At 49.3% G+C, this 24,335-nt stretch carries 27 protein-coding genes and 1 riboswitch; of the genes, 21 read left to right on the top strand and 6 right to left on the bottom strand.

The features are described 5' to 3' along the window. The 5 genes from QZ105_RS03615 to QZ105_RS03595 form a co-directional block, all read left to right on the top strand. Positions 1-833: sigma-E processing peptidase SpoIIGA (locus QZ105_RS03615; RefSeq protein WP_293728491.1), on the top strand; the 833-nt coding region annotated here is incomplete at its 5' end. A gap of 305 nt (positions 834-1,138) precedes the next feature. Continuing rightward, positions 1,139-2,176, top strand: a complete 1,038-nt coding sequence (locus tag QZ105_RS03610) for an ABC transporter substrate-binding protein (RefSeq protein ID WP_293728490.1) — start codon at positions 1,139-1,141, stop codon at positions 2,174-2,176. Between the two features lie 166 nt (positions 2,177-2,342). Continuing rightward, positions 2,343-4,016, top strand: coding sequence for an iron ABC transporter permease (locus QZ105_RS03605; protein WP_293728489.1), 1,674 nt, complete (start codon positions 2,343-2,345; stop codon positions 4,014-4,016). A gap of 18 nt (positions 4,017-4,034) precedes the next feature. Beyond that, complete coding sequence (locus QZ105_RS03600) at positions 4,035-5,078, top strand: ABC transporter ATP-binding protein (RefSeq protein WP_293728488.1); 1,044 nt, start codon at positions 4,035-4,037, stop codon at positions 5,076-5,078. 143 nt (positions 5,079-5,221) lie between these two features. Next, complete coding sequence (locus tag QZ105_RS03595; protein ID WP_293728487.1) at positions 5,222-6,244, top strand: extracellular solute-binding protein; 1,023 nt, start codon at positions 5,222-5,224, stop codon at positions 6,242-6,244. Between the two features lie 215 nt (positions 6,245-6,459). On the opposite strand, the gene QZ105_RS03590 is transcribed toward QZ105_RS03595, so the two are convergent. Beyond that, a complete protein-coding gene (locus tag QZ105_RS03590; protein WP_293728486.1) occupies positions 6,460-7,401 on the bottom strand; it encodes an asparaginase in 942 nt (313 codons plus the stop codon). 18 nt (positions 7,402-7,419) lie between these two features. After that, positions 7,420-8,274: a patatin family protein gene (locus QZ105_RS03585; RefSeq protein ID WP_293728485.1), complete on the bottom strand. Its 855-nt coding sequence runs from the start codon at positions 8,272-8,274 to the stop codon at positions 7,420-7,422. Positions 8,275-8,608: 334 nt separating this feature from the next. After that, positions 8,609-8,748, top strand: a riboswitch (cobalamin riboswitch). Between the two features lie 177 nt (positions 8,749-8,925). Between QZ105_RS03585 and QZ105_RS03580 the strand changes: the two genes are divergently transcribed. The 16 genes from QZ105_RS03580 (at position 8,926) to QZ105_RS03505 (ending at position 21,347) form a co-directional block, all read left to right on the top strand. Then, positions 8,926-9,054 carry a hypothetical protein gene (locus tag QZ105_RS03580; RefSeq protein ID WP_293728484.1) on the top strand — a complete coding sequence of 43 codons (129 nt, stop codon included), beginning with the start codon at positions 8,926-8,928 and terminating at the stop codon, positions 9,052-9,054. 2 nt (positions 9,055-9,056) lie between these two features. Further along, the gene (gene madB, locus QZ105_RS03575) at positions 9,057-10,268 is read left to right on the top strand and encodes a Na+-transporting malonate decarboxylase, carboxybiotin decarboxylase subunit (RefSeq protein ID WP_293728483.1); all 1,212 of its coding nucleotides are present in this window, start codon (positions 9,057-9,059) and stop codon (positions 10,266-10,268) included. 35 nt (positions 10,269-10,303) lie between these two features. Further along, positions 10,304-11,047, top strand: a complete 744-nt coding sequence (locus QZ105_RS03570; protein WP_293728482.1) for a biotin--[acetyl-CoA-carboxylase] ligase — start codon at positions 10,304-10,306, stop codon at positions 11,045-11,047. 21 nt (positions 11,048-11,068) lie between these two features. After that, positions 11,069-11,518 (top strand): HutP family protein, encoded by a 450-nt coding sequence (locus QZ105_RS03565; RefSeq protein WP_293728481.1) that lies wholly within the window; start codon positions 11,069-11,071, stop codon positions 11,516-11,518. A gap of 130 nt (positions 11,519-11,648) precedes the next feature. Continuing rightward, positions 11,649-13,322, top strand: coding sequence for a malonate decarboxylase subunit alpha (gene mdcA, locus QZ105_RS03560; protein ID WP_293728480.1), 1,674 nt, complete (start codon positions 11,649-11,651; stop codon positions 13,320-13,322). Positions 13,323-13,337: 15 nt separating this feature from the next. Further along, positions 13,338-13,664 (top strand): malonate decarboxylase acyl carrier protein, encoded by a 327-nt coding sequence (mdcC, locus tag QZ105_RS03555; protein ID WP_293728479.1) that lies wholly within the window; start codon positions 13,338-13,340, stop codon positions 13,662-13,664. A 1-nt stretch (position 13,665) separates the two neighbouring features. Further along, entirely contained in the window at positions 13,666-14,625 is a 960-nt protein-coding gene (locus QZ105_RS03550) for a biotin-independent malonate decarboxylase subunit beta (RefSeq protein WP_293728478.1), read from the top strand. Between the two features lie 27 nt (positions 14,626-14,652). Beyond that, entirely contained in the window at positions 14,653-15,534 is an 882-nt protein-coding gene (mdcE, locus tag QZ105_RS03545; protein WP_366935976.1) for a biotin-independent malonate decarboxylase subunit gamma, read from the top strand. Positions 15,535-15,558: 24 nt separating this feature from the next. Next, positions 15,559-16,662, top strand: a complete 1,104-nt coding sequence (locus QZ105_RS03540) for an acyl carrier protein (RefSeq protein ID WP_293728476.1) — start codon at positions 15,559-15,561, stop codon at positions 16,660-16,662. Continuing rightward, entirely contained in the window at positions 16,644-17,321 is a 678-nt protein-coding gene (locus tag QZ105_RS03535; protein ID WP_293728475.1) for a phosphoribosyl-dephospho-CoA transferase MdcG domain-containing protein, read from the top strand. Before QZ105_RS03540 ends, QZ105_RS03535 begins: the two co-directional genes overlap by 19 nt. Positions 17,322-17,342: 21 nt before the next feature. Beyond that, the gene (locus QZ105_RS03530) at positions 17,343-17,552 is read left to right on the top strand and encodes an acetyl-CoA carboxylase biotin carboxyl carrier protein subunit (RefSeq protein WP_293728474.1); all 210 of its coding nucleotides are present in this window, start codon (positions 17,343-17,345) and stop codon (positions 17,550-17,552) included. Positions 17,553-17,650: 98 nt separating this feature from the next. Next, entirely contained in the window at positions 17,651-18,013 is a 363-nt protein-coding gene (gene madL, locus QZ105_RS03525; RefSeq protein WP_293728473.1) for a malonate transporter subunit MadL, read from the top strand. Positions 18,014-18,027: 14 nt separating this feature from the next. Further along, the gene (gene madM / locus QZ105_RS03520) at positions 18,028-18,783 is read left to right on the top strand and encodes a malonate transporter subunit MadM (protein ID WP_293728472.1); all 756 of its coding nucleotides are present in this window, start codon (positions 18,028-18,030) and stop codon (positions 18,781-18,783) included. A 57-nt stretch (positions 18,784-18,840) separates the two neighbouring features. Beyond that, positions 18,841-19,791 (top strand): triphosphoribosyl-dephospho-CoA synthase CitG, encoded by a 951-nt coding sequence (gene citG, locus QZ105_RS03515; RefSeq protein ID WP_293728471.1) that lies wholly within the window; start codon positions 18,841-18,843, stop codon positions 19,789-19,791. A gap of 142 nt (positions 19,792-19,933) precedes the next feature. Continuing rightward, a complete protein-coding gene (locus tag QZ105_RS03510) occupies positions 19,934-20,887 on the top strand; it encodes an AEC family transporter (protein WP_293728470.1) in 954 nt (317 codons plus the stop codon). A gap of 34 nt (positions 20,888-20,921) precedes the next feature. Continuing rightward, positions 20,922-21,347 (top strand): PaaI family thioesterase, encoded by a 426-nt coding sequence (locus tag QZ105_RS03505; RefSeq protein WP_293728469.1) that lies wholly within the window; start codon positions 20,922-20,924, stop codon positions 21,345-21,347. A gap of 81 nt (positions 21,348-21,428) precedes the next feature. Here QZ105_RS03505 and QZ105_RS03500 read toward each other — a convergent pair whose 3' ends face one another. The 4 genes from QZ105_RS03500 to QZ105_RS03485 all read right to left on the bottom strand — a co-directional run bounded on the left by QZ105_RS03500 (position 21,429) and on the right by QZ105_RS03485 (position 24,105). Beyond that, the gene (locus tag QZ105_RS03500; protein WP_293728468.1) at positions 21,429-21,671 is read right to left on the bottom strand and encodes a M20/M25/M40 family metallo-hydrolase; all 243 of its coding nucleotides are present in this window, start codon (positions 21,669-21,671) and stop codon (positions 21,429-21,431) included. A gap of 134 nt (positions 21,672-21,805) precedes the next feature. Further along, the gene (locus QZ105_RS03495; protein ID WP_293728467.1) at positions 21,806-22,945 is read right to left on the bottom strand and encodes a M20 family metallopeptidase; all 1,140 of its coding nucleotides are present in this window, start codon (positions 22,943-22,945) and stop codon (positions 21,806-21,808) included. A gap of 15 nt (positions 22,946-22,960) precedes the next feature. Beyond that, complete coding sequence (locus QZ105_RS03490; RefSeq protein WP_293728466.1) at positions 22,961-23,437, bottom strand: YjiG family protein; 477 nt, start codon at positions 23,435-23,437, stop codon at positions 22,961-22,963. Next, the gene (locus QZ105_RS03485) at positions 23,437-24,105 is read right to left on the bottom strand and encodes a nucleoside recognition domain-containing protein (protein ID WP_293728465.1); all 669 of its coding nucleotides are present in this window, start codon (positions 24,103-24,105) and stop codon (positions 23,437-23,439) included. The genes QZ105_RS03490 and QZ105_RS03485 overlap by 1 nt, the downstream gene beginning before the upstream one ends. Between the last annotated feature and the right edge of the window lie 230 nt (positions 24,106-24,335).

The following is a 24,335-nucleotide window of genomic DNA, read 5'->3' as shown; positions in this document are numbered from 1 at the left end:
TGATCTATCTTAGCGATTCTTTCCGTGCCAGATGGAAAAATATTTATCCAGTCACCCTGTCCTATCGGGGAAATGTACAACCGTTTTTCGGGCTTTGGGATACAGGAAATTTTCTTGTAGACCCCATCAGCCAGAAGGAGGTATTTATTATAAAACCGGAGGTTCTGGAAGCATTGCTTCCGCAGGAAAATGCAGACAGGCTGAAACACCTTAAGGAGAACCCAGGGGAGCTGGAAGGTACAGAGCCGGCTGACTTGCATCCGCACTTTTTGCCCTATAAGACAATCGGGGAGGAAGGCGTGCTGCTGGCAGTGGTGTTAGATGACCTTTGTATTCACACTCCCAGGGAGGTGATTCATGTGGCAAATCCGGTGCTGGCGCTGGCCGTGGAACCAGACAGACGCAACTGCCGCAAGCTGCGACTTTTGGCAGAACGGCTGGCGCAGCAGGGGCTGCCGGTTGAGGTGTATGAAAGCGGTATTTGGAGTGAAGCGGGAGAGCTTAGCTTCAGCGACAGCGGCGGGCGGCAGTCAACTTTTGTGGGGGCGCAGAAGCGTACCGTGCCGGTAACGACTATTGACGAAGTAGCTGCGGGACGCCCGATTTCCTACATCAAAATGGATGTCGAGGGGGCGGAAGCGCAGGCCATCGCCGGCGGGCGCGGGACGATAGCCCGATATAAACCCAAAATTTTTATGGCCGCGTATCATTATGATGCGGATATTTTTCGGCTGCCGATGCTTTTATGGAAGCTGGTACCGGAATATAAAATTTATCTGCGCAAGCATCCTTATGTGCCCGCTTGGGAATTGAATTTCATCTGCACTTTGTAAAAGCTTAGCGCGTCCAGCGTTTGCGAAAAGTGGGCGCGCACCGAGCTAAAAAAATCAACAAAACGCGGGACGTAAGAAGTCCGGGTAGGACGAAAAACGTCAAATGTAATTTGACGGTGGAATGTCTATCCAATAAACGTTAATGTGACACAAAAAGTAAAAATTACATTAAAATTTTGTAAAGTGTAAGCAGGTAAACAAGCGCGTTTAGCGAATTGTTAAATAAAGGTGTAGAAGGTCATTTACACTAAAGTAAAAAAGTAAATTGGATATCGAAGTTGATAAGCGAAAAGGAGTGTATGTGAATGAAAAAATCTAAATGGGTACTCGGCGCTGCTGCAATTCTGGCTTTGTCCGTAGCTTTGGCCGGCTGCGGCGGCGGAGATAAAAAGGACGACGCCAAGAGCGGCGGCGTGAAGGGTGAATTGATGGTTTATACCTCTATTTATCCCGACATTATCGACAATATGTGCAAGCCTAATGTTGCCAAAGCTTTCCCTGATATGAAAGTTAACTGGTTCCAAGGCGGCACTGAAAAAGTTGTAACTAAGATTACCGGCGAAATTAAAGCTAAGAAGATTGCTGCCGACGTACTGATGGTTGCAGATCCTTCCTACTATTTGAAGCTGAACGATCAAAAGCTGCTGTTGCCGTATAAATCCAAAGAAGAGCCCAATCTGATCAACGATAAGGCTGACGACGGCGCTTGGTATGCAGTTCGCGTCTGCAACATGATTATCGCTTACAACGGCGATAAGCTGAAAGCAGAAGACGCTCCCAAGAGCTGGGAAGACCTGACCGATCCGAAATGGAAAGGCAAAATCGCTATGCCTAACCCGATGCTGAGCGGTACAGCTTATGTAGCAGTAGGCGCTTTGGCCGATAAATATGGTTGGGAATATTTTGATAAACTGAAAGCTAACGGCATTCGCGTTGAAGAAGGCAACTCCGCTATTCAAAACAAGCTGCTGACCGGCGAATATGCAGCTGCTATGATTCTGGAAGAAAACATTCTGAAACTGGCTAACACCAAGAAAGAGCCCTTGAAGGTTTCCTATCCGACCGACGGCGTTATCCAGGTTCCGTCCCCGATCGCTATTTTCAACACCACTAAGAATCCTGAAGGCGCTAAGGCTTTGGTTGACTGGTGGCTGTCCAAAGAAGGTCAGGAAGCAGTTGTTAAAGGCTGGATGCACTCTGTTCGCGGCGACGTTAAAGAGCCTACCGGCGCTCCGGCTACCAAACAGCTGACCGAAACCAAGATGAAGGTTGACTGGAGAAAACTGGCTGACAACAACGCTCAGATTAAAGAAGAATTCCGTAAGAGAGTTATGGATAAATAAAAGCTTGGACGGGCCTGGCCTGATCCAATAAGCGCCTGTAAAGTATAACAAGGTAATTTTATAGGAAAACAGGGACGCGCGGCGCTCCCTGTTTTTCCTGCCTTTATCCGAATGGAGAAAATTTTAGTTGCTTTAAATTTAGAGGGAAGGAGAAACATTACTTTCCATGCTATCATCACGTATTAACAGCAAAACAATCGTCATCTCCCTGTCCGTTATCCTGTTGCTGTACTTTGTAATTTTTCCCATGGGGATTTTGCTTTTTGACAGCGTTATGAAGGACGGCGTTATCAATTTAGAAAACTACCGCAATGTTTACAGCGCGGACGTAAACTGGCGGGCGCTCACCAATACGGTGGAGCTGTCCCTGATGGTTATGGTCGCCAGTGTTATAATCACTTTCCCGCTGGCCTGGCTGGTCGGGCGTACCGATATGCCCGGCAAAAAAGCTTACCGCACGCTGCTGGTTTCCAGCTACATGATTCCGCCCTACGTTGGCGCTATCGCCTGGGTGCAGCTTTTGAACCCCAGCGTCGGCTACTTGAATAATGTTTTTAAATTTATTTTCGGTTTGGAAACCGCGCCCTTCGATATTTATACGTTTTGGGGGCTGGCGTGGGTGCTGACTTTGTTCTACTCGCCCTTCGCCTTCATTACGATTTCCCGCGCGATGGAAAAAATGGATCCCACGCTGGAAGAAGCGGCTCGCGTATCCGGCGCTTCACCCCTGCGTACCGTTTTCGACGTGACTCTGCCGTTGATGGCTCCGTCAATTTTGGCGGGCGGTCTTTTGGTATTCATTGCCGCAGGTTCCTGCTTCGGTATTCCGTCCATCGTTGGTATGCCGGGCAATATTGAAGTTATGACGACGCGCATCGTAACTTATATTTACATGGGAGACGACGCGGGCGTGCGCGATTCTACGGCTCTGGCCGCGTCCCTGATGTTTATCGCCAACTTCCTGCTCATGGGCATGACCTGGATGATGGGCCGCAAGGATTACACCACGATTTCCGGTAAATCCACCCGCCCGAACATCGTCGAGCTGGGCAAATGGAAATGGCCCGCTTTCTGCGCGGTCGGCTTGTACGGCGCTATTGCCGTAGTCATTCCCCTGGGTTCCATCGTGCTGACCTCGTTCCTTAAATCCATGTCCAAGCCCATCACCTGGAGCAATTTGGGCATCGAGCCCTGGATTCCGGTAATCACCAGCGCGCAATATATGGAAAGCGTCTGGAATTCCGTAATTTACGGCGTTATCGCCGCTACCATCGGTACGTTGGTCGCTTTGTTCGTAGCCTATCTGGCAGTCAAAACTCAGATCAAGGGCCGCAGCATTCCCGATTTGTTAGTGGTTATCGGCGGCTCCACTCCCTCCATCGTTATCGCGTTGGCTTTGATTATTACCTTCAGCGGTAATTTTGGCCTTAACCTTTATTCCACGATGTGGATTATCATCGTCAGCTACCTGGTAAAATATATGACTATGTCCGTGCGCACCATCGCCGCGGCTTTGAGCCAGGTACACGTTTCCTTGGAAGAAGCGGCGCTGAATTCCGGCGCTAACTGGCTGCGCTGCTGCAAGGATATCATCATCCCGCTGATTGCGCCTTCCGTAATCGCCGGCTGGTTCCTGATTTTCATGCCGTCGTTCTACGAGCTGACCATGTCCCTGCTGCTTTACGGCAGCGACACCAAAACCATCGGCGTTTTGCTGTATGAATTGCAAACTTACGCCGACACGCAGAACGCTTCCGTGCTTTCTGTAATCATTTTGATGATCGTCCTGATCGGCAACCTGATCCTGAATAAAGTTTCCAAGGGCAACGTAGGTATTTAACAAGGAGTGAAGAAATAAATGTCTGAGGTAAGAATTGAGCATGTATTTAAGCGTTTCGGCAGCGTAACTGCGGTAAACGATTTCGATTTAGTAGTCAAGGATGGCGAATTCGTTTCCATTCTGGGCCCGTCCGGCTGCGGCAAAACTACGACCCTGCGTATGATCGCCGGCTTTGAACGCGCGACCGAGGGCGAAATTTACATCGGCGACCAGTGCGTAAGCTCTTCGCAGAAAGGTTCGTTTACGCCGCCCGAAAAGCGCGATATTGGCATGGTTTTCCAATCCTACGCCGTATGGCCGCATATGACTGTGGCCGACAACGTAGGCTATCCGTTGAAAATTCAAAAGGTGGAAAAGGCAGAGCGTGAGCGTCGGGTGCAGGAAATGCTGGAGCTGGTGCATCTGGGCGAATACAGCCAGCGTTATCCCAATCAGCTTTCCGGCGGCCAGCAGCAGCGCGTAGCTTTGGCCCGCGCTTTGGTGGCTCAACCCGGCCTGCTGCTTTTGGACGAACCCTTGTCCAACCTGGACGCTAAGCTGCGCGAGTCCATGCGTTTTGAAATTTTGGAAATCCAAAAGAAAACTGGCATCACCGTCGTATATGTAACCCATGACCAGGGCGAAGCGATGGCCATGAGCGACCGCGTAGTCGTAATGAGCATGGGCGTGGTGCAGCAGATTGGCGCGCCGCACGAAATTTATACGCAACCCGCTAATAAGATGGTTGCCGACTTCATCGGTCTGGTTAATTTCATGGACGGCGAAGCCAAGGGCGACCGCGTATTCTTAAAAGGCACCAACGTATCCTTTGCCAACACCAGCAATGTGACCGGCGCAGCGACCATCGCCGTGCGTCCGGAAAATATCACTATGTCCTTGAACGGCGGCCAGCTGGAAGGCCAGCTGACGCACCGTTTCTATCTGGGCGATGCTGTCGATTATCGCGTTCAGGTTGGCGATCATATTATCCGCGTAATCGTTAAGGGCGCAGATTTGAATTCTATTCCCGACGGAGCAAAAGTATATCTGGACTTTGACCGCGTAATGGTTTTTGAAAAATAAAGCTTTATAAAATTTCAGGAAGAGCTTCCGCAAAGGGGCTCTTCTTTTTTTGTGTAATCTCGGGCAGGCGTGGTATAATTACATGAAGGCTTAACTATCTTGTGGAAATCACGATAACGATAAATGAAAGGCGGATTTTAATCTTGAACAACAGACGCTTGATGGCGCTTTTTATCTGCCTGCTGCTTGCGCTGCTGGCGCTGGGCTGCGGCAGTGATAAGCCTGCGCCGCAGCCGCAGAAGGAGCTGGCTTTGTGCAGCAGCATGGGCAAGGAGCTGACCGAAATTATTGCCGAGGATTACAGCAAGGCCACCGGCGCTAAGGTGCATATCAGCTATTTGCCGGGCGGTACGCAGCAGCAGCGCTTCGATTATTTGCGCCAGCATAAATTTGACGTATGGCTGGGAGGCACGTCCGAAGAATATTTTCTGGCGGACGAGCAAAATATTTTGCAGCCGTATCTGGCAAAAGAATCATATAAGGTACCGGCAGAGCTGCGCAACAGAACGGGGCAATGGACCAGCCTGTACCTGAGCTATATTGCGCTTTTGAGCAATAAAAATAATCTGCACGCTTACGGACTGTACGCGCCGGAAACCTGGGACGAGCTGCTGGCCCCGGAGCTGAAGGACGAGCTGGCTATGGCAGAGTTTTCCCTGGGCGGCGTCAGCTACGGCATGCTTACCTCCGTCTGGCAGATGCGGGGCCGGGAGGAGGCCTTGCGGTTCGCCGCGAAGCTGAACGCGCAAAAGCCGCAGTATACGGCCGGTTTCGGTGAGGCTGTGGATTTAGTTTACATCGGCAAAAAGACCGTGGCGATTGTGCCGCTGGATTACGCTTTGCTGATGGAGGCGCGGCACCGGCATTTGTTTGCTACCGTAGTGAAGGATGCCAACCGCATGATACTGACCGGCGCGGCCATTATGCAGAGCGCTCCTAATGCGGAGCAGGCCCGCGGCTTTCTCGATTATCTGATGAGCGACGCGGGCGAGCAGCTGCTGCCCAAGCATGGTTATCACTATATGTGGCACGTGAAAAACTATCCTTATAACGACGGCCGCCGTGAGCTTATCGGCAATGTGCATGTGCCGGTGGATGATTTGAGCTGGACTGCCGGCTACAAAAGCGAGATTATCCGCAAATGGACGCAGGCTTCCGCTTCTTAAGGCAATAGCGCTGCCCGGACAAAAAACAGACCTGCCGCTTTGGCCGTATTAGCCGAGGCGACAGGTCTTTTTGTCTTTTGTTTTATTCTTCTGCGAGAAATTATCCCAAGCTTTTGCACAGTTATCCACATTTTTCAGCAGAAGTTATCCACAGTGTGCATAACTTTTGAGGATAAGTAAGGCGGAAAAGCTGGAGGCCAGTGCGGGCAAAATTTTTACTCCTGGCCTAATTCCCACATCAGTTTGACTGCCGCCGCTTCGATTGTCGCATATCCGGCGCTTTGCGCGCCTAACCGTTGGGCCAGCACGCCGATGGGATAGGTGTCCAAATGTACGCCGTCGTATAGGCATTGCGTGGCGCAGATTATTTTTACGCCCGCTTGTAAAGCTTTCTGCAGCTGCGGCAGCCAGTTATTAGAGCCGTTGGGCACGCCGCCAGCGCCGAAGCCTTCGATAATTAAACCTTTATAGCCTTGCTGCAAATAAAAATCCAGAATATCAGGCGTTGTGCCGGGCAAGATTTTGACGACGGCCACTTTAGTTTCCAGCTTAGTATTGACGCTGAAAGCGCCGCTGCCCCAGCCGCCGCCGCGGCGTTGCTGGGTTTGCCAAAGCAGAACGTCGTTGGCAAAAATCGCTAAAGGCTGGCGGTTAACGCTGCCGAAGCCGTCAAAGCTTTGGGTGTAAAGCTTCTTGGCGCAGCTGCCGTGGATAAGCAGCCGCCCGAAGGCCAGACAAACGCCCTGTACGTCGCTGCAGGCGGCGGTAAAGGCGTGCAGCACATTGGCGTGCGCATCGCTGCCGGCGGCTTGCATGGGCAGCTGCGCGCCGGTGAAGATAACCGGCTTACGGCAATTTTGCAGCATTTGGCTGAGGGCGGCAGCGCTGTAGGCCATGGTGTCGGTACCGTGAGTAATAACGATGCCGTCGTAAGCGTCGTAATTATGCGCGACAGCTTCGGCCATTTGCTGCCAGTGGCGGGGCTCTAAATTGCTGCTGTCGAGATTCATAATTTGCTTGCAGTCAATGCGGCAGAGTCCGTCCAGCTGCGGCACAAGCTGCAGCAGTGCCGCGCCGTCCAGCTGCGGCACCAGGCCGTAAGCCGAGGGAACGCAGGCTATGGTACCGCCGGTTCCCAGCAGAAGTATCTTTTTCATAAACGCACCTCGGATAATTTATTCTTTAGCTAGACGCAGAATTTTTTCGCAGACTTCCAGGCCGCAGCCGATGCCGTGGTCGTGCAGAGCCAGCAGCTTATCGGGCTTGATGTCCAGCTTGTCGATTTCCAACGGAATCTGCGGACGGATAATTACGGCTTTACCCTGCCGTTCCATTTCCTCCACTGCGCCTAATTGTTCGTTATACAAAGCGGGACGCCGCTGCATAATATCCCACAGCTTGGGATATTCATGGTACACTGTTTTGAGCAGCAGCTTGGGTACGGATTTTTTCTTTCGGTAACCGGCGTTGCGGGTGAGGACGACGACTAATTTATCATAGCCTGCCTGCAGCGCTTTTTCGTAAGGGATGGGCGCTACCAAAGCGCCGTCCAGCAAATCGCGGCCGCCCATGTGTACCACGGGAGCCAGAAAGGGCATGGACGAGGAGGCGCGCACCGGCGTAAAGCTGCGGCCGATAGCCTCCTTGCCGAACCAGGCCGCTTTGCCGGTACGTAGGTCGGTGGCGCCAACCTGCAAAATGCCGGGATATTGATAGTAGGTGGCAAAGTCGAAGGGCAGCAGCTTTTTGGGCAGGTCTTCAAAAATAAAATCAAAGCCGAAAATGCTGCCCTCCTTGAGCCAGTTGCGCAGGCTGAAATAACGCTTGTCGGTAACGTAATTTTCGATAATTTTGCGCGTGCGCAAAGGCTGCCTGGACATATATGATAAAATATTGCAGGCGCCGGCTGATACGGCGGTGATGTAGGGAAAGGTCAGCTCCTTGAGCAGAAAGGCTTCGAAAACCCCAGCTGAAAACATGCCGCGCATGCCGCCGCCTTCTAAAACCAAAGCGATATTAGTAAGATGCATAGCGATATCCTCCTGCTTGTATTATACACTAAATTGATTTCGCTGGCTAAAAAATAAACGCCGCAGAAATTTCTCTTAATGAGATGAGGTTTCTACAAATTTTCTTTCAACTAAATTTGTAAAAAAATATTGACAAATAGACGGCCCTGATATATAATTCAGACAACGAGAGAATTTGAGTATGAGTTCCCCATAAGAGTTTAAAATTACATAACATAATAAGAGATCGAGAGAATAAGAGTTTTTATTCAATCGGTCTCTTTTTGTATTTTACGACTCTTAAATTTCATGTGCATGCTTTCCTTTGGTAATTTTTTACAATGAGGAAAGCGAAAATTACAAAACTGGCTAAGGTGCCCGCGAGGGGTAAATTAGGGAAAGCAGTGCAAATCTGCTACGGTCACGCCACTGTGATACTTCTGTTATTTTAATGAGGGGTTAAGTCAGATCGCAGCCTTAGTTTGTTATATATTTCTGCGAGAGACGGAGTGTATACGAGATATTTATGTGTATTCTTGTATCCCTTTCTGTCACTGGCGGAAAGGGATACTTTTATTTGCGCTGGTGTCCGGAAACCATTACGAATAATAGTATCCAATTTTTGAAAATCAATAATCTTCAAAAAATGAAATGATGAAAGGAGATCTAATTATGAGCGTTGAACTTTATGCGTTATTTTCTTACGCATTTACCGCAGCAATTGCTCTTGTTATGATTGGTGCTGTTGTACTGCTCAATAAGATTATGGGCGGCAATAATGATGAAGGAGGTATGGAATAACTATGGATGCTAATATTGTTGCACAATTATTCCCTGGCATTGCGTCTTTGATGGTGCAGGATACTACGATTGCTATTGCCAGAATCGCACTTATTATCTTTGGTTTTATTTTAGCTTATTTAGGCTTTAAACGTGTTTTGGAGCCGTTGATTATGGTTCCTATGGGTGTGGGTATGATCTGCATTAACTGCGGCGTGCTTTTCCTGGACGGCGGCAAAATCGGTACCCTGTTCCTGGACCCGCTGATTTCTGATCCTGCTGCTTTGGTTGATATTATGCAGATTAACTTCTTGCAGCCGATTTACAATTTGACCTTCAGCAACAGTCTGGTGGCCTGCGTAGTATTCATGGGTGTCGGCGCAATGTGCGAAATTGGCTTTATTCTGGCCAACCCCTGGACCTCCATTATCATTGCGATTTTTGCTGAAGCAGGTACCTTCGTTACTTTGATCTTAGGCGTACATCTTGGCCTGACTCCTCCGGAGGCTGCGGCAGTAGCTTCCATTGGCGGCGCGGACGGCCCGATGGTTCTGTTTACCTCTTTAATGCTGGCTCCGCATCTGTTTGTACCGATTTCCGTAATCGCTTATTTGTACCTGTCTTTGACTTATGCCGGTTATCCCTGGCTGCTCAAACTGATGGTTCCCAAAGCTTTGCGCGGCAAAGACATTATGTACTATGCTCCTGAAGTTCCTAAAAACAAGAAATTTATCTTTATCTTGGTATGCTGCGCGCTGCTCTGCCTGCTGCTGCCGATGGGCGCTCCGCTGATCATGTCCTTCTTCCTGGGCATGGCTATTAAAGAAGCAGAAATCGTGCCTTATCAGGATTTGATTGAAAATACCCTGCTGTACATTGGTACTTTGATGCTGGGCCTGTTGCTGGGTACTTTGTGCGAGGCTTCCACGCTGCTGAATCCTAAAGTTGCTCCTTTGATTGTACTTGGCGTTTTGGCTTTGGCAGTATCCGGTATGGTCGGCATTTTGGGCGGCTATGTAGTTTACTGGTTTAAGAAGGGCGACTTCAACCCCGTTGTTGGTATTTCCGGCGTATCCTGCGTGCCTACCACCGCTAAGATTGCACAGCACGCAGCTGAGAACGAGGATCCGTTTGCCGTAGTAATGCCTGTAGCCATGGGCGCTAATATCGGCGGCGTAATCGTATCCGCTATTGCTTGCGGCGTATTTATCGCTACCATCGGCCTTGTAAAATAAACTTCATTTATCATTTATAAATTTGAGGCTTGATTATGAATATACAGCTTCGACAATTTGATGTATTGAAATCGACGAATATTACCGCCGTAGCTTTGGCCAAGAAAGGCGCTGCGGAAGGTACCGTCATAGTTGCAAGACGGCAGGAGAATGGACGCGGACGCATGCGCCGCGTCTGGATCTCGCCCGAGGGCGGGCTGTGGTTCAGCATTATCCTGCGTCCGCAAATAGATCCTCAATTTGCAGCTCAGGTTACGTTATTGATGGGCGTTGCGGCAGGCAAGGCTTTGCGTCGGCTTTATGCTACGGATGGCATAATGATCAAATGGCCTAATGATTTGTTGCTTCATAAGAAAAAGGTTTGCGGAATCCTTTCGGAGCTGCAGCTTGATGAAGTAGGCGATATAGATTATGCTGTTGTAGGCGTAGGCATTAATGTGGCTTTAAAGACGGAGGACTTTTCTCCTGAGTTAAGAGCAACAGCTGCTTCCTTAAATAGCAGCTTAAACAAAAATTATACCTGCGACGAAGTTCTGGATAATATTTTGCAAGAGTTCAATCGCTTATATCAGGAATGGCTTGAGCATGGCGTCGAGACAATCTTGACACCCTGGAAAGAAATGAATTGTACTTTGAACCAAGCGGTTTTGGTCAAAGATAACGATGAGATAATTTTTTCGGGGACTGTGATGGCCATTGATGAAAAGGGAGCAATCATTGTACGCAATGAGGGAGGAGAATGCCAAAGCTTTGATTTTGGTGAAATCAGTATCCGTTAAGCAGAGAAGGAGTGATTGAGAATGGCGGAACCGGGCAACCAAGACTTCTTGGTGACCAGCGTAAAAAGCGCTGGTACAGCAGCTATGCTTTTAGCTATTACGCAGACCCTTTACGACGAGGGCTTGATGAAGAAGATGGTGGCTAAAAGCGGGTACAGGGCTGTGGTAACAGAAGTCGGCGGTAAAACAACTTTTGACGATTTCAATGAAAAAATAAATCGGGCTGTAATTGGTGCCTGCTTAAATTCGGGCATCATACAAAAAAGCACCAATGATATCCACGCGGTGATTCATGCGACCGAAGAAGCGAAAAAAGGAATTTTAGTGAGTGTAAGTACAAGCGCTAGCCTGGCCATGAAAATTGCCGTTGCCAGGGATGATCATTGGATTGCAGTTGCCTTGTTTGGCAAATCGGCGCTGCACTATATGACGAATCATGAACGTGCAGGGCTGGGAGTTATGCATATATAGTCAGACAAAATTCTGCAACATAATAGTGGAGATGAGAGAGAGCTAGAGCGGAGGCGTACTGCCGCTATAAAGGCTCTCTCTTTTTGTTTGGCGTAATATATGGTTGTTAATTCAGAAAGGAGAGACCGTAATGGAGTTCAAAAAAGTTACTCGTGAGTGGGACACTCTCAAAAAAGACGCGATGGAGCGCGCTAAGAACGCTGCCCATTTAGTCAAAGAGGGAAAGATTGTTGATGCGAAAGATGTTGTAGCATTACTGGAAGCAGTAATCAAACCTTACGACAAGGTAAACATCGAAGGCAACAACCAAAAGCAAGCCGATTTTTTGGCTAAAGCTTTGTGCCAGGTTGACCCAGCTAAGATCCATGATCTGCACATGGTTCAATCCGTGCTGACTCTTCCCGAACATCTGGATGTATTTGAAAAAGGTATCGCTAAAAAATTGGATATGTCTTTCTCCGGACCGCAGGCCGGACGCATCGCGCAATTTTTGCAGGAAGGCAAACTGGAGCTGGGCGCTATCCACACTTATCTGGAATTATATGGCCGTTATTTCCTGGATTTGACTCCGCGGGTAGCTTTGGTTGCTGCAACTATGGCGGATAAGGAAGGCAATCTGTTCACCGGCTTCAGCACCGAAGATACTCCGGCCATTGTTGAAGCTACTAAATTCCGTCAAGGCATCGTTATCGCGCAAGTAAATCAAATCGTCGATAAGCTGCCTCGCGTAGATATCCCCGCCGATTGGGTTGACTACGTAATCCAATCCCCGAAGCCTTTCTACATCGAGCCTTTGTTCACCCGCGATCCGGCTTTGATTACCGACGCGCAGGTATTAAAAGGCATGATGGCTATCAAAGGCATTTACGGCGAATATCAGGTTGAGTCCATGAACCACGGTATCGGCTTCGACACCGCCGCTATCGAGCTGCTGCTGCCTACTTACGGCGAAGAGCTGGGCTTGAAGGGCAAAATCTGCAAGAACTTTATCCTGAATCCGCATCCGTCCCTGATTCCGGCAATCGAAACCGGTTGGGTAGAGTCCGTTCACTGCTTCGGCGGCGAACTGGGCATGGAAGATTACGTTGCCGCTCGCAGCGACATCTTCTTCGTTGGTCCCGACGGCTCCATGCGTTCTAACCGCGCATTCTCTCAGACTGCAGGCCATTACGCTATCGATATGTTCATAGGCGGTACGCTGCAGATCGACCCGTACGGCAACTCCTCCACCGCTACCGCTAACCGCGTAGCAGGCTTCGGCGGCGCGCCCAACATGGGCTGCGACCCGAAGGGCCGCCGTCATTCCTCCGGCGCATGGCTGAAATGCGGCGAAGAATACGCGCTCAACAAAGAGCTGTGGGGACCCGTGCGCCGCGGCAAACGCCTTGTTGTACAGCTGGCAGAAACCTTCCGCGAAAAGCTGGCTCCCGGCTTCGTAGAAGAGCTGGACGCTTTCAAGCTGGCTAAGAACGCTAATCTGTCCATCGAACCGGTAATGATTTACGGCGACGACCTGACCCATATCATTACCGAAGAAGGTATCGCTTATCTGCCGAAGTGCCGCAATATGGAAGAACGCACCGCTGCTATCCGCGGTATCGCAGGCTTCACCGAAGTTGGTCTGAAGGCTGATCCTAAGGAAACAAAACGTCTGCGCGAGCTGGGCGTTATCAAGACTCCGCAGGATCTGGGCATCGATATGAGCAGAGCTAACCGCTCCATGTTGGCCGCTAAAAACGTGCATGATTTGGTTGAATGGTCCGGTGGCCTCTACAATCCGCCTGCTAAATTCAGAAACTGGTAAGAGGAGGACAGAACAATGGCATTACAAAATCTTGAATTTGAATTTAAATCTGAAAATACTCAAACCATTATCCCTGAATGGTTCCATTTGGGCGTAACCGGCAGCGGCGATCTGGAGGTTATGTTCATTAAAGAGGATCTGGGCGGAAATGTTAAGGCTAAGGTTTGCACTCCCGTAGTTGGCTTTGACGCTGTTTGGGAAAGAATGTTGGGCAAGTTTGTCAACGATACCGGCGTTGGCAACATCAGCATTGAAATCAATGATGATAACGCTACTCCTATCGTAGTATATATGAGATTGCGCCAGGCTCTGGCAGAAGCAACCGCAAAGGAGGCAGAATAAGATGAAAAGTTGGAATGAGCTGGAAAAGAGCAGCTTCTTTGATGCTAATGCCCGTGAACGTGCAGTGGGCATGTGCGATAAAGGCACCTTTACTGAATTACTGAATCCGCTGGACCGTTTTGAAAGCCCCCATCTGCCCGTACTGGGTACCGCAGTTGAATTTGACGACGGCACCGTAACTGGCGTCGGCCTGGTTGGCAAGCATCCTCTGTTCGTAGTATCTATGGAAGGCAAATTTATCGGCGGCGCTATCGGCGAGGTTAACGGCGCGAAAATGGTTAACACTCTGCGCCTGGCTTTGAAAACCGCTAAGGATATTAAGGCTGCACATCCCGATGAGTATGAAGCACGCCGTCCGTTGGTAGCTATTTCCTTTGAAACCGGCGGCGTTCGTTTGCATGAAGCAAACGCAGGCCTGCTGGCCCATGCCGAGGTTATGGACGCTATTCAGGACTGCCGCCGCATTCTTCCCATCGTAGCCGTAGTTGGCTCTAAAGTAGGCTGCTTCGGCGGTATGGGCTTCGTGGCCGCCGCTACCGACGTTATCGTTATGAACGAAGAAGGCCGTATCGGCCTGACCGGTCCTGAGGTAATCGAGCAGGAAATGGGCAAGGATGAATTTGACGCTTCCAATAAAGCTTTGGTATACCGCACCACCGGCGCTAAGCATAAATACATTATTCAGGACTGCAACTATCTTGTAGAAGACGTTATCGGCGATTTCCACAAAACCTTGGCCGAGGTTGCCGACCTCTCCATGGAGGAAATCGAAAAGATGCGCCGCATCGGCTCCCTGCCGCTGGTACAGGAACAACAAGGCTTGGTAAAACTGGTTGGCGATATGCAGCCCAAGGATTCCATGGATCTGTGGAAGCACTTTGGCAATGAAGACCCTGCCGCTCTTCCGGAAATGACCACCGAGGAATTCCTGAAGGTTGTAAAACGCAGAGTTCGTGCATAAAAGAAGGAGGTAAAGAACATGGATGAAATGGAAAACACTATGATTGGCCGCGGTCGCGACGCAATTGAAATGATTGTTGACGCTGGCTCCTTCGCAGAAAATAAAGTAGGCTCCGCTGAGCTGGACCCGGAATACGGCCCCGGCGCAGTTGTGGGCACCGCTCAATTGGAGGGCGAAACCGTAACTGTTATCGCTAACGACGCTTACGCTTTCAACGAGCGCTTTCCTGTAGTATTCGGCGGCGTTATCGGTTTGGAGGAAGCTTATAAAATGGCTACCACCGTATACCGCACCATCGAGGCAGACAAGGATAAACCCTTGGCTGAAAAACGCCCCATCGTTTTGATCGTTGACACTCCGGGCAACGGCCCCGGCAAAATGGAAGAAATTGCCGGCATGAATAAAGCAACCGGCTCTTATCAGTTGGCCTTGGCTGAAGCCCGCAAAACCGGCCATCCCATTATCGCTATGGTAATCGGCCGCGCTATTTCCGGCGCTTTCCTGTGCCACGGCCTGCAGGCTGACGAAATCTTGGCGCTGTCCACCGACTTTGGCACCATGATTCACGTAATGCCCATCACCTCCATTTCCCGTATTACCAAAATGGATATCGAGCGCTTGGAAGAGCTGTCCAAGGTTAACCCGGTATTCGCTCCCGGCGTCAACTTCTTCTACAATCTGGGCGGCGTAAAAGAAATCGTTAATCAGGTTGAAGATATGCGCAGCGTAATCGCTAAGCATATCAAAGAGGTTCAGGCTTTGAAAGCTGCCGGCGAAATTGAAAAGCTGGGTCCCTGGGGCCGCGGTTTGGACGGCGACGCTCGCGGCGGCCGCGTAACTCGTTTGAAAGCTATGGCTAAAATGAACGAAGAATTCGCCGCTGTTGCCGATAAATATATCAACGCATAATTTAAAAATGAAAGAAGGGGTAGTATGAAAGGAATGCTGGCAGAAATTGCTAAAATGGTCAAGGACTTCGGTTCCGCGCCAACGTTTGAAGAAATGCCGCGTAAAACACTGGCTGATAAAGGGATTGCTGGACCGACTGCCGCCCATACCATCGAAGAGGTTCATACTCCCCTTAATTTGGCTTATCTGACTTTTACCACAGGCTCGTCTGCTTTCCAAAATATTGTCGGAGTAACTTTCGCCGAAATGTCGCGTAAGCTCCAAGCGTCCTTTAACATTTTGCAGCGTGCGGGACTTAAAGCAGGCGATAAAGTTTTGGTGACTTATCCGCCTTTGGTCAACGTGTTTTCCGGCGACGCTATGAAAAAGTACGGTCTGGAATGGCGCTTCTTGGTGCGCTCCAGCAGGGACGCTTTCTTGGCAGCCTTGTATGAATTCCAGCCGCAGGCCGTGGTCGGCGAATCCTCTTTTATCAGAGCGGCTTTGGAGGACGCCAAGCATATGGGCGTGGCTGACGAATTGCCGCAAGATATCGTGTTGCTGACCGCAGGCACGCCGCTGGATTTGGAACTTTTGCCGACGGCGAAATCTGTACTGAACGCGCGCGTCCACGATTTATACGGCTGCCAGGAATTTGGCTGGCTGTGCATGGACGGCGTACCGGTGCGCGAAGATATCGAACTGGTTAAGCTTCCGGGCGGCGCAGGCCAGGAAATGTTTGAACTGGTAGTGGGCGGCCTGCCGATGGGCGACAGTTTCCCTGTATCCGCCAGCGGGCATGTGTGCAACAGCGAAGGTAAAATCATTACTTATCGCCGCGAGCGTACTTATCCTGAATATGAAGTGATTGTCAAAGCAACAACGCTTACTTCGACGGTAACTTTGGGCAGAGTGGTTCGTTCTATTCTGCGCATCAAAGGGCGCATTGTAAAAATCATTCCGGACGTTGTTACTGGCGCCGCGCATACGGTTTTGGAGCTGCGTCCCGATTATATCAGCGCCGGCGTTCAGCCGGGCATAATTATCGAAGGGCCGCAGAAAACACAGTTCTTTGACGATATGGTACAGGCTCAGCTCGATTATCAACAGAAAGCGAAGGCAGACCCGACATGGACAAAACGCAGCTAAAAAGACACGACTTAGTTTTTGTATCTTCGTCAGGGAAGGAAAAAATATGGCGCGATATCGCCGCTGATTATAACGGCGACGCCTGGCAAATGGCTAGGGACGTACTGCTCGGCGGTGTCGACATTCCTGGATTTGTCCGCCGCAGCGACGAACGCCCGGAAATGCTTGCCATAGGTTTCGTCCACTACCAACGCTTGCAGGGCAACCGCTTGCGCATCGGCGCTTTCACTACTATGCAGGATATCGTAATGGTGATGTCGCCTTATGAAGTTATGCAGCGCAAAGCGTTTGCTTTCGACGCTCTTAACCTTTGTATGGAAACCTTGCTCAACCTTTACAGTTTGGCGGCGGAATACGATTTGCAGATTGGCGCGCTCGGTTCGGCGGCGCTGGAGCTGGCGACCGACCTGCCCTATACGGACGACGAATCCGATATAGATTTGCTGATTAAGCCCGCGCCTTATGAAAAGCTGCTGGATTTCTACCGCACGGCGCAGGAAAATTTTGGGCATATCAAATTGGATTTTGAACTGGAGCTTCCTAATGGCTACGGCGTAAAGCTGGCCGAAATATTTGCGGATACCAGGACGGTCCTGGGTAAAAGCTTAGATGATGTAAATTTATTATATCGCGCAGATATAATGAAATATTTAATTTGAAATTAAAAGGAGAAAAAAATCATGGAAATTAAATCTCGTGTACCCGGTAAAATTGTACGTTTTGAAAAACAAGTAGGCGATCAGGTAGCAGTACGCGACGTATTGATCGTTATGGAAGCAATGAAAATGAAACAGCTGGTACCTTCTCCGGTAGCAGGCGTGGTTAAGGAATACAAAGTACAGCCCGGCGACCGCGTAAGCGCTGGCCAGGTTGTGGCTATCGTTGAATAATTCAGGCTTCCTCAACTGAATATTTTCAGCCTTTAGTTGTTTCGCTGCCCTCTTTGCAGGGCAGTGATAATAAAAAATTGTACTAAGGTGGTGTAATTATGGTTATTTATGGTGTTGCTTTATTGGCGTTCTGTTATTTGACTGGCGTATATCTGGGCGATATTCTGGGCGCGCTTTTAGGCGTTAAGGCTAACGTCGGCGGCGTTGGTTTCGCAATGTTATTTTTGATTATTTTATCCAACAAGGGCATCGACGCCGGCTGGCTGGATAAAAAAAGCCAGGATGGCATTGCCTTCTGGTCCGCAATGTACATTCCTATTGTTGTAGCGATGAGCTCCATTCAAAACGTAGCGGCTGCTCTTTCCGGCGGCGCAGTAGCTGTCTTGGGCGGCGTCTTGGGCATCGTTTTGGGCTTCATCTGCATTCCGCTTTTGAGTAAAATGGGCGGACAAAAACAATAAAGGAGGTGTAAATTATGGATTTAATGGCAATGTTATCCAAAGTGTTGGTTAAGAACGGCCTGATTTTTGCTTTCGTTCTGATTGGCATCGTAAACTTATTCGCTTATAAAATGGCAGGCCTGACCAAAGGCCGCATTCACGGCAGCGCAGTAGCTATTTTCCTCGGCTTAGTTTTGGCTTATATCGGCGGCGGCGCTAAAGGTATTGCGACCATTCCCATGTTCGCCGGTATCGGTATGATGGGCGGCGCAATGTTCCGCGATTTTGCTATCGTTTCCACCGCTTTCGGCGCGGATTTGCGCGAAATTAAAAAGGTTGGCGTAGTCGGCGTGCTGTCCTTGGTATTTGGCTTAGTAACTTCCTGGATTGCCGGCGTAGCTATCGCTTATATGTTTGGCTATCGTTCTCCGGTTGATTTGTGCACCATCGGCGCAGGCGTGGCAACCTTTGTAGTTGGCCCCGTTACCGGCGCGGCTTTGGGCGCTTCTTCCGAGGTTATTGCAATTTCCATCGCGGCAGGCGTTGTAAAATCCGTATTGGTTATGATTATGACTCCTTTTGTGGCTAAGATGATTGGCTTGAACAACCCGCAATCCGCAATGGTATTCGGCGGTATTATGGGCACTACCTCCGGCACGGCGGCAGGTATGGCTGCGGTAGATCCTAAGCTGGTTCCGTATTGCGCAATGACTGCAACCTTCTACACCGGTTCTGGCTGCCTGACCTTCCCGTCCGTATTCTATCTGCTGACCAAAGCTATTTTTGGTTAATTAGTTCGGTATAAAATAAACAATTAAGGATATGATAGGAGAAAGCTGGTTGGCGTTATGAAAGAGCAAAAATTTTTACTTCAGCGAGTAGACAAAGATGAACTAAAAATTATCGATAATTTTTATGCTTGCCAGCTTTCTTCCTTTGATATTGATTTGCAGAAAACAAGTCAATACCTGACACAGGCAATTTTATTGGAAGTAAGTACGCATCCCAAGCCAGGCTTGGTAACGCGTTTATCCAACGGCTCCCATCAGGATATGAGCCTTATGACTTTTATGATGAGTTCCGCCGTTTTGAGCAAGGTCTTTCAGGATTTGCAGGATATCGGCATGGCTCATCAAGGTACGCCGCAGGAATTATTTGCCAAAATACGCGCTTACGGCATTACGGCAGAAAAAGAGCTGCTGCGGGTGACGAAGGGCGTTAATACTCAAAGAGGCATTCTCTTTGCCGGAGGCTTGGTCAGCGGCGCTGCCGGCTATGCTATGCATCAGGGTTTGGACTGGACGTCTCTGCTGTCCATAATTAAAAAGATGACCGCGGGTCTGGTGGACAGGGAGCTGCGCCATATTGAGCATCAGGAGCAGACGGCAGGAGAAAAACTGTATCGGGATTATGGAATTACGGGCATTCGCGGTGAAGTGGAAAAGGGTTTTCCTAGCGTTGTAAATTACGGCTTGCCTGCTTTGCGGGAGGCTTTTGCGAAAGGCGCGTCTTTAAACGACGCTTTGGTACACGCTTTGCTGGCTTTAATGACGGCAGTGGAGGACAGCAATGTCGTTTGGCGCACTAATGCGGCGACTTTGCGCGAGGTGCAGCAGACCGCCGCTGCTATTTTAAAGCAGGGCAGCGTTTTTACGGCAGCAGGACGAGAGGCTTTAGCCGCAGCGGAAAGGGTTTTCGTTTCCCGCCGCATCAGTCCCGGAGGCAGCGCAGACCTGCTCTCCATAACCATAACTTTTTATTTGCTTGAAAATAAGGAATTCCCGGCAGCTATATTTTAGGGACATGGTATAGCGGCGATTCCTTGACATATAAACACAAATGCTTAGCACGAAATGCTAAAAACTCCTCCATTAGCATGGTAAGGTTCGGTTGCTGACCGGGCCTTATTATGCGTTGGCAAGAAAGTGAGAGATTTATCAGATGCTTACTTTTATTATACAAGCGCTGGACGGTATTTTTACCATTGTTTTTGTCGTAGGTATCGGTTATGCGCTGGCTAAAAAGGGTTGGTTCGACGAAAGCAGCAGTTCGCTTATCGCCAAGCTGGTGACGAGCGTTTCCCTTCCTTTATATATGATAACCAGTCTGACGAAAAATTTTACGTTGGAAAAGCTTGTGCAGCTGGCGCCGGATATGCTGCTGCCCGTGGGCTCCATGCTGTTGGCTATGATAGTGGGCGTCGCTTTAGCTAAATTGCTGAAGGTGCGGCGCGGGCGCAAGGGCGTTTTTATTACTAATTTTTTTATCGCCAATACGATGTTTATCGGGCTGCCGGTAAATTTAGCTTTATTTGGGGATGAAAGCATACCTTCGGTGATGCTGTATTACATGGTGAATTTAACTTTCTTTTGGACTTTGGGCGTGCGCAATATCGTAGCGGACGCTACGGGAGTGCGGGAAGAATTGTTTTCACCCGCTGTACTGAAAAAATTGTGGTCGCCGCCGCTGATGGGCTTTGCGGCCGCTATTTTATTGATCGTTTTGAATGTTCAGCTGCCTAAGTTTTTATTAAGAGGCTTCCAGTATGTAGGTAATTTAACTACGCCGATGTCTTTAATTTTTATTGGCATCGAAATCAGCAGAATCAAGCTGCGGGAATTTCATTTTGAAAGGGATATTGTCGGCGGGCTTTTTGGACGCTTTTTGGTTTGCCCGTTATGCGTGCTGGCTTTAGTGCCTTTAATTAATATTGCGCCTATTTCCGTGAAGGTTTTTACGATGCAGGCAGCCATGCCGGCTATGACCCAGATGGCTATTGTGGCCAAGCAATACGGAGCCGACAGTAAATATGCGGCGGCCTTGAGCTTTATCACGATTCTCTTTGGTTTATTGGTAATACCCATTTATATGACGGTCGTTAATGTCTGGTTTTAAAACGGCAGAATAAATTCAAGAAAGGCGGTAGCTTATGGAATCTGAAAAAATTATTCGCAAAATGTGGAGCAGCAACGCTTTTATGAATGTCCTCAAAATTCAGATCAAGGAAGTGCATTGCGGCGGCGCAACCTTGGAAATGCCCATTGATTTTGATATTCATACCAATCATTGGCTGGGCGTACACGGCGGCGCAATGGCCGCTTTGGCCGACTGCGTTGCAGGTATTACCTGCGCTTCTGTGGGGAAGATCTGCACGACTTTGAATATGAATATTGATTATATCAGCAATATGCGCGGGCTGGGCGCTCTGACTGTGAGCAGCGAAATTCTGCATAAGGGGCAATCGACTATCAATATCGCCGCTAAAATTACAGACGACGCCGGCAATATTATTTGCAGCGTTACTTATATTATGTTCGTTATGGATAAGCTGGGCGAAGTCCCGGAAAAATGGTAAAAAATCTGCCGGATTTTTTATAAGGCTTGATAAAAAATAAGACTGCCTTCATCAGACGATGAAAACAGTCTTGCGAAAAATTTACAGCTCGTCAATGTGCAGCAAGCAGGCAGCTAAAAGCTCGCAGCGCGGCTGATAGGAAGCAACGTAAGCGTATTCGTTATTGGTGTGCGCTCCCACAGATTGAGGACCCATGCTGCAAACGGTCGGCGTTCCTGCAAGCGTGGTATACGCTGCGTCCGAGCAGCCGCCTACATAAAGTGCTTTCAGCTCGCCGTAGCCCAGGCGTTCGTGCTGTTCTTGTACAAAACGGCAAAGTTTCATGCCGTCATCTGTTAAAATATTGCACATTAAAGCCCAGCGGTTTCGAGTTCCGCAGCAACGGCACGGGCAATCTCGCCGGTTCCTTAATTTTATTGACGGCAAAGCCCCGCAAGTGCGCGGGGCTTTTTAAGTTTTTATTTATACAGTTCCGCTTGCAAATCCAGCAGAATTTTTTCCAGGCAATGCAAAGACGGCTCAATAGAAGCCAGCTCCAGATATTCAGCGTCGCTGTGACCGCAGCCGCCGGTCGGGCCAAGGCCGTCGACGGTAGTTGCGCCTGCGCCGGAGGTGTAATTGCCGTCGCTGCCGCCGCCTGCTTTTACCCATTCTGTGGACAGGCCAAATTCCTTGCTGGCCGCATCGATAATTGCAACCAGACCGGCAGTATCGGGCGTGCTGGACATGGGCGGCATGTTGACGAGATTCTTTACCTCGACTTGGATTTCTGTCGCTGCGGCATGCCCTGACAGCTTGGCAAAGGCTTCTTCTACGATGCTTATCTGCTCTTTGCCCGTTACGCGCACATCAATATCCATGAAGGCGTTAGGAGCTACGCTGTTGTAAATCATACCGCCGTTGGCTATGCCCGTGTTAACAGTAAGGCCGGATTCAAAATTAGTGAGAGCCGCTAATTGCAGAATCCAGTAAGCCATTTCGTTAACTGCGCTGCGTCCGTCCTGAGGCGCGTTGCCTGCATGGGCTGCACGGCCTTTCATGCTGACCTGATAGCGTAGTACGCCCTTGCGTTCTAAGACGCGGGCACCGTTGGCGCGGGCTGCTTCTAGTACCAGGCAGTATTTGCTGTGAGAGCCGATTTCCTTGAGCCAGGATTTTACGTTGGAGCTGCCGCGTTCTTCTTCGGAATTAAAGGCCAGGCAGACTTTGAGCTGTTTTAAGCTGCCTGCCGCTTCCATAGCTTTCAGCACATGGGTGCCTTGCAGGCAGCCGCACTTCATGTCGCTGACGCCGGGACCGTAGGCTCTGTCGCCCTTGATGGAAAAGGGGCGCTCGGCTACTGTTCCGTCAGGGAAAACCGTGTCCATATGGCAGCACAGGATAACGTCGTAATCCTCGCCGTCAGTATTGGCGATTACCAGCGGCGGAGCGCAGTCCGAGCCGCAGTCAATACGCCTAACGTGCCACATGGGAGAAGTAAAGTCCTTTGCCAGATAAGCGGCTACCTTGTCAATACCGGCAAAATTTTCGGCTTTGCAGTCAATGTTTACCAGATATTCTAAATCCTGTATATATTTTTCAATATTATAGCTAGTCATTTTCTCCCGCCTCAATTAAAACATAGCGACAAGCACTTTCATTACCCACATTGCGCACAAAGCGTTCAGCACGGCAATGCAGACCATAATTCCGTAATATTTGGATTTTACTTCCGCAGTGCCCAGGCAGCGTCCCAGGTATTGCACCAGCGAACCCATCAGATAAATTGCAGGCATCACTACGGTAACGTCTTTAGCGTTTAAAATATTAGAGCTTAAAAGGCCGGCAGCAGCGCCAATGCCGCCGCCCATGGACATGAGCGCGGAAACAAGTACAGTTACTGCTTCGCCGGGCAGTCCCCATAGAGCCATAACCGGAGCAAAAACCGTACCTAATAATTTCAAGAGACCGGTAACATTCAGCGCTTTAATAATTACGAAGGCCATAATAACATTGGGCATCATGTTGCTGATACCGGTATTCCAACCCTTGCGGCAGCCTTCGATAAAAAGATCGATAATATTTTTCTTATCTTGCTGATGCTCAGACATTATGCTGCCTCCTTCTTCGCAGTTTTTGCGTTATCATATTTTACATAAAGACGCATAAGATTTGCGCCGATAACCTTGAAGGCTAAAATTACAGCGAACGGAACGATAATCGGCGTTACCAAAATGCTGAACAAAGCCGCGCCGGACGAAAAGAAATTAGTAATCGTGCCGTCGCCGGATAATTGGAACATCGCAAAAATAGTACGTTCGTCCTCGTCAATCAAACCTTCGTTATACATGGCCTTAATCATGCCCGCACCGGCATCAGTGCTTTGGAAGCTGGCGATAATGCCCAAGCCGCAAGCGCCGGGAAGCCCCAGCAGCGGCTTAAGCAGCGGACTCAGTAATTTTTGGGCAGCTTTCAGCCCCCCCAAGCCTTCGATAACGTTTACTACGCCTAAGGCGAAAATGACGGCAGGCAAAAGCGAAAGCGCAAAGGCAAAGCCATCCTGGCAGCCGCTGCCGCCCGCGCCGCGGAAAGTCAGAGCTTTGCCGCCGGCAGCAGTTATCTTGCCGAAGCTGCCGTTTAATACCGTAAAATCAAATACGCTGTACCATTCTTTGCTGGTAGCGAAAATGCCGGAAAAGAATACGATAGCAAAAATCAAAGCTACATAGCTGTACCATTTTATCTTTTCCTCTTGTTGCAAGGGTTTCTTTTCTTCCATTACAACTCCTCCTTAATATTAGTTTATATAGTATGCATAGCTGTCGCGTAGCAGAGCTATATCAAAATTAATTTTATCATAAATCGTGCGTTCACGCAATATTTTGATAACTGTTTACAGCTTGCAGCAGGGAAAAGACGCTGATTTTTTTCTGTAAAGCGATGACAGTAACGCCGTAGGCATGATATAATTTTAGATACAGCGACTGCAAGCGCTAAAAAATTTTCGTA

Source organism: uncultured Phascolarctobacterium sp. (genome assembly GCF_905212365.1).
In the GTDB taxonomy this organism is placed as follows: Bacteria; Bacillota; Negativicutes; order Acidaminococcales; family Acidaminococcaceae; genus Phascolarctobacterium_A.
Note: the sequence above shows the minus strand (reverse complement) of the source record. Positions and strands in the feature narration are given on the sequence as shown.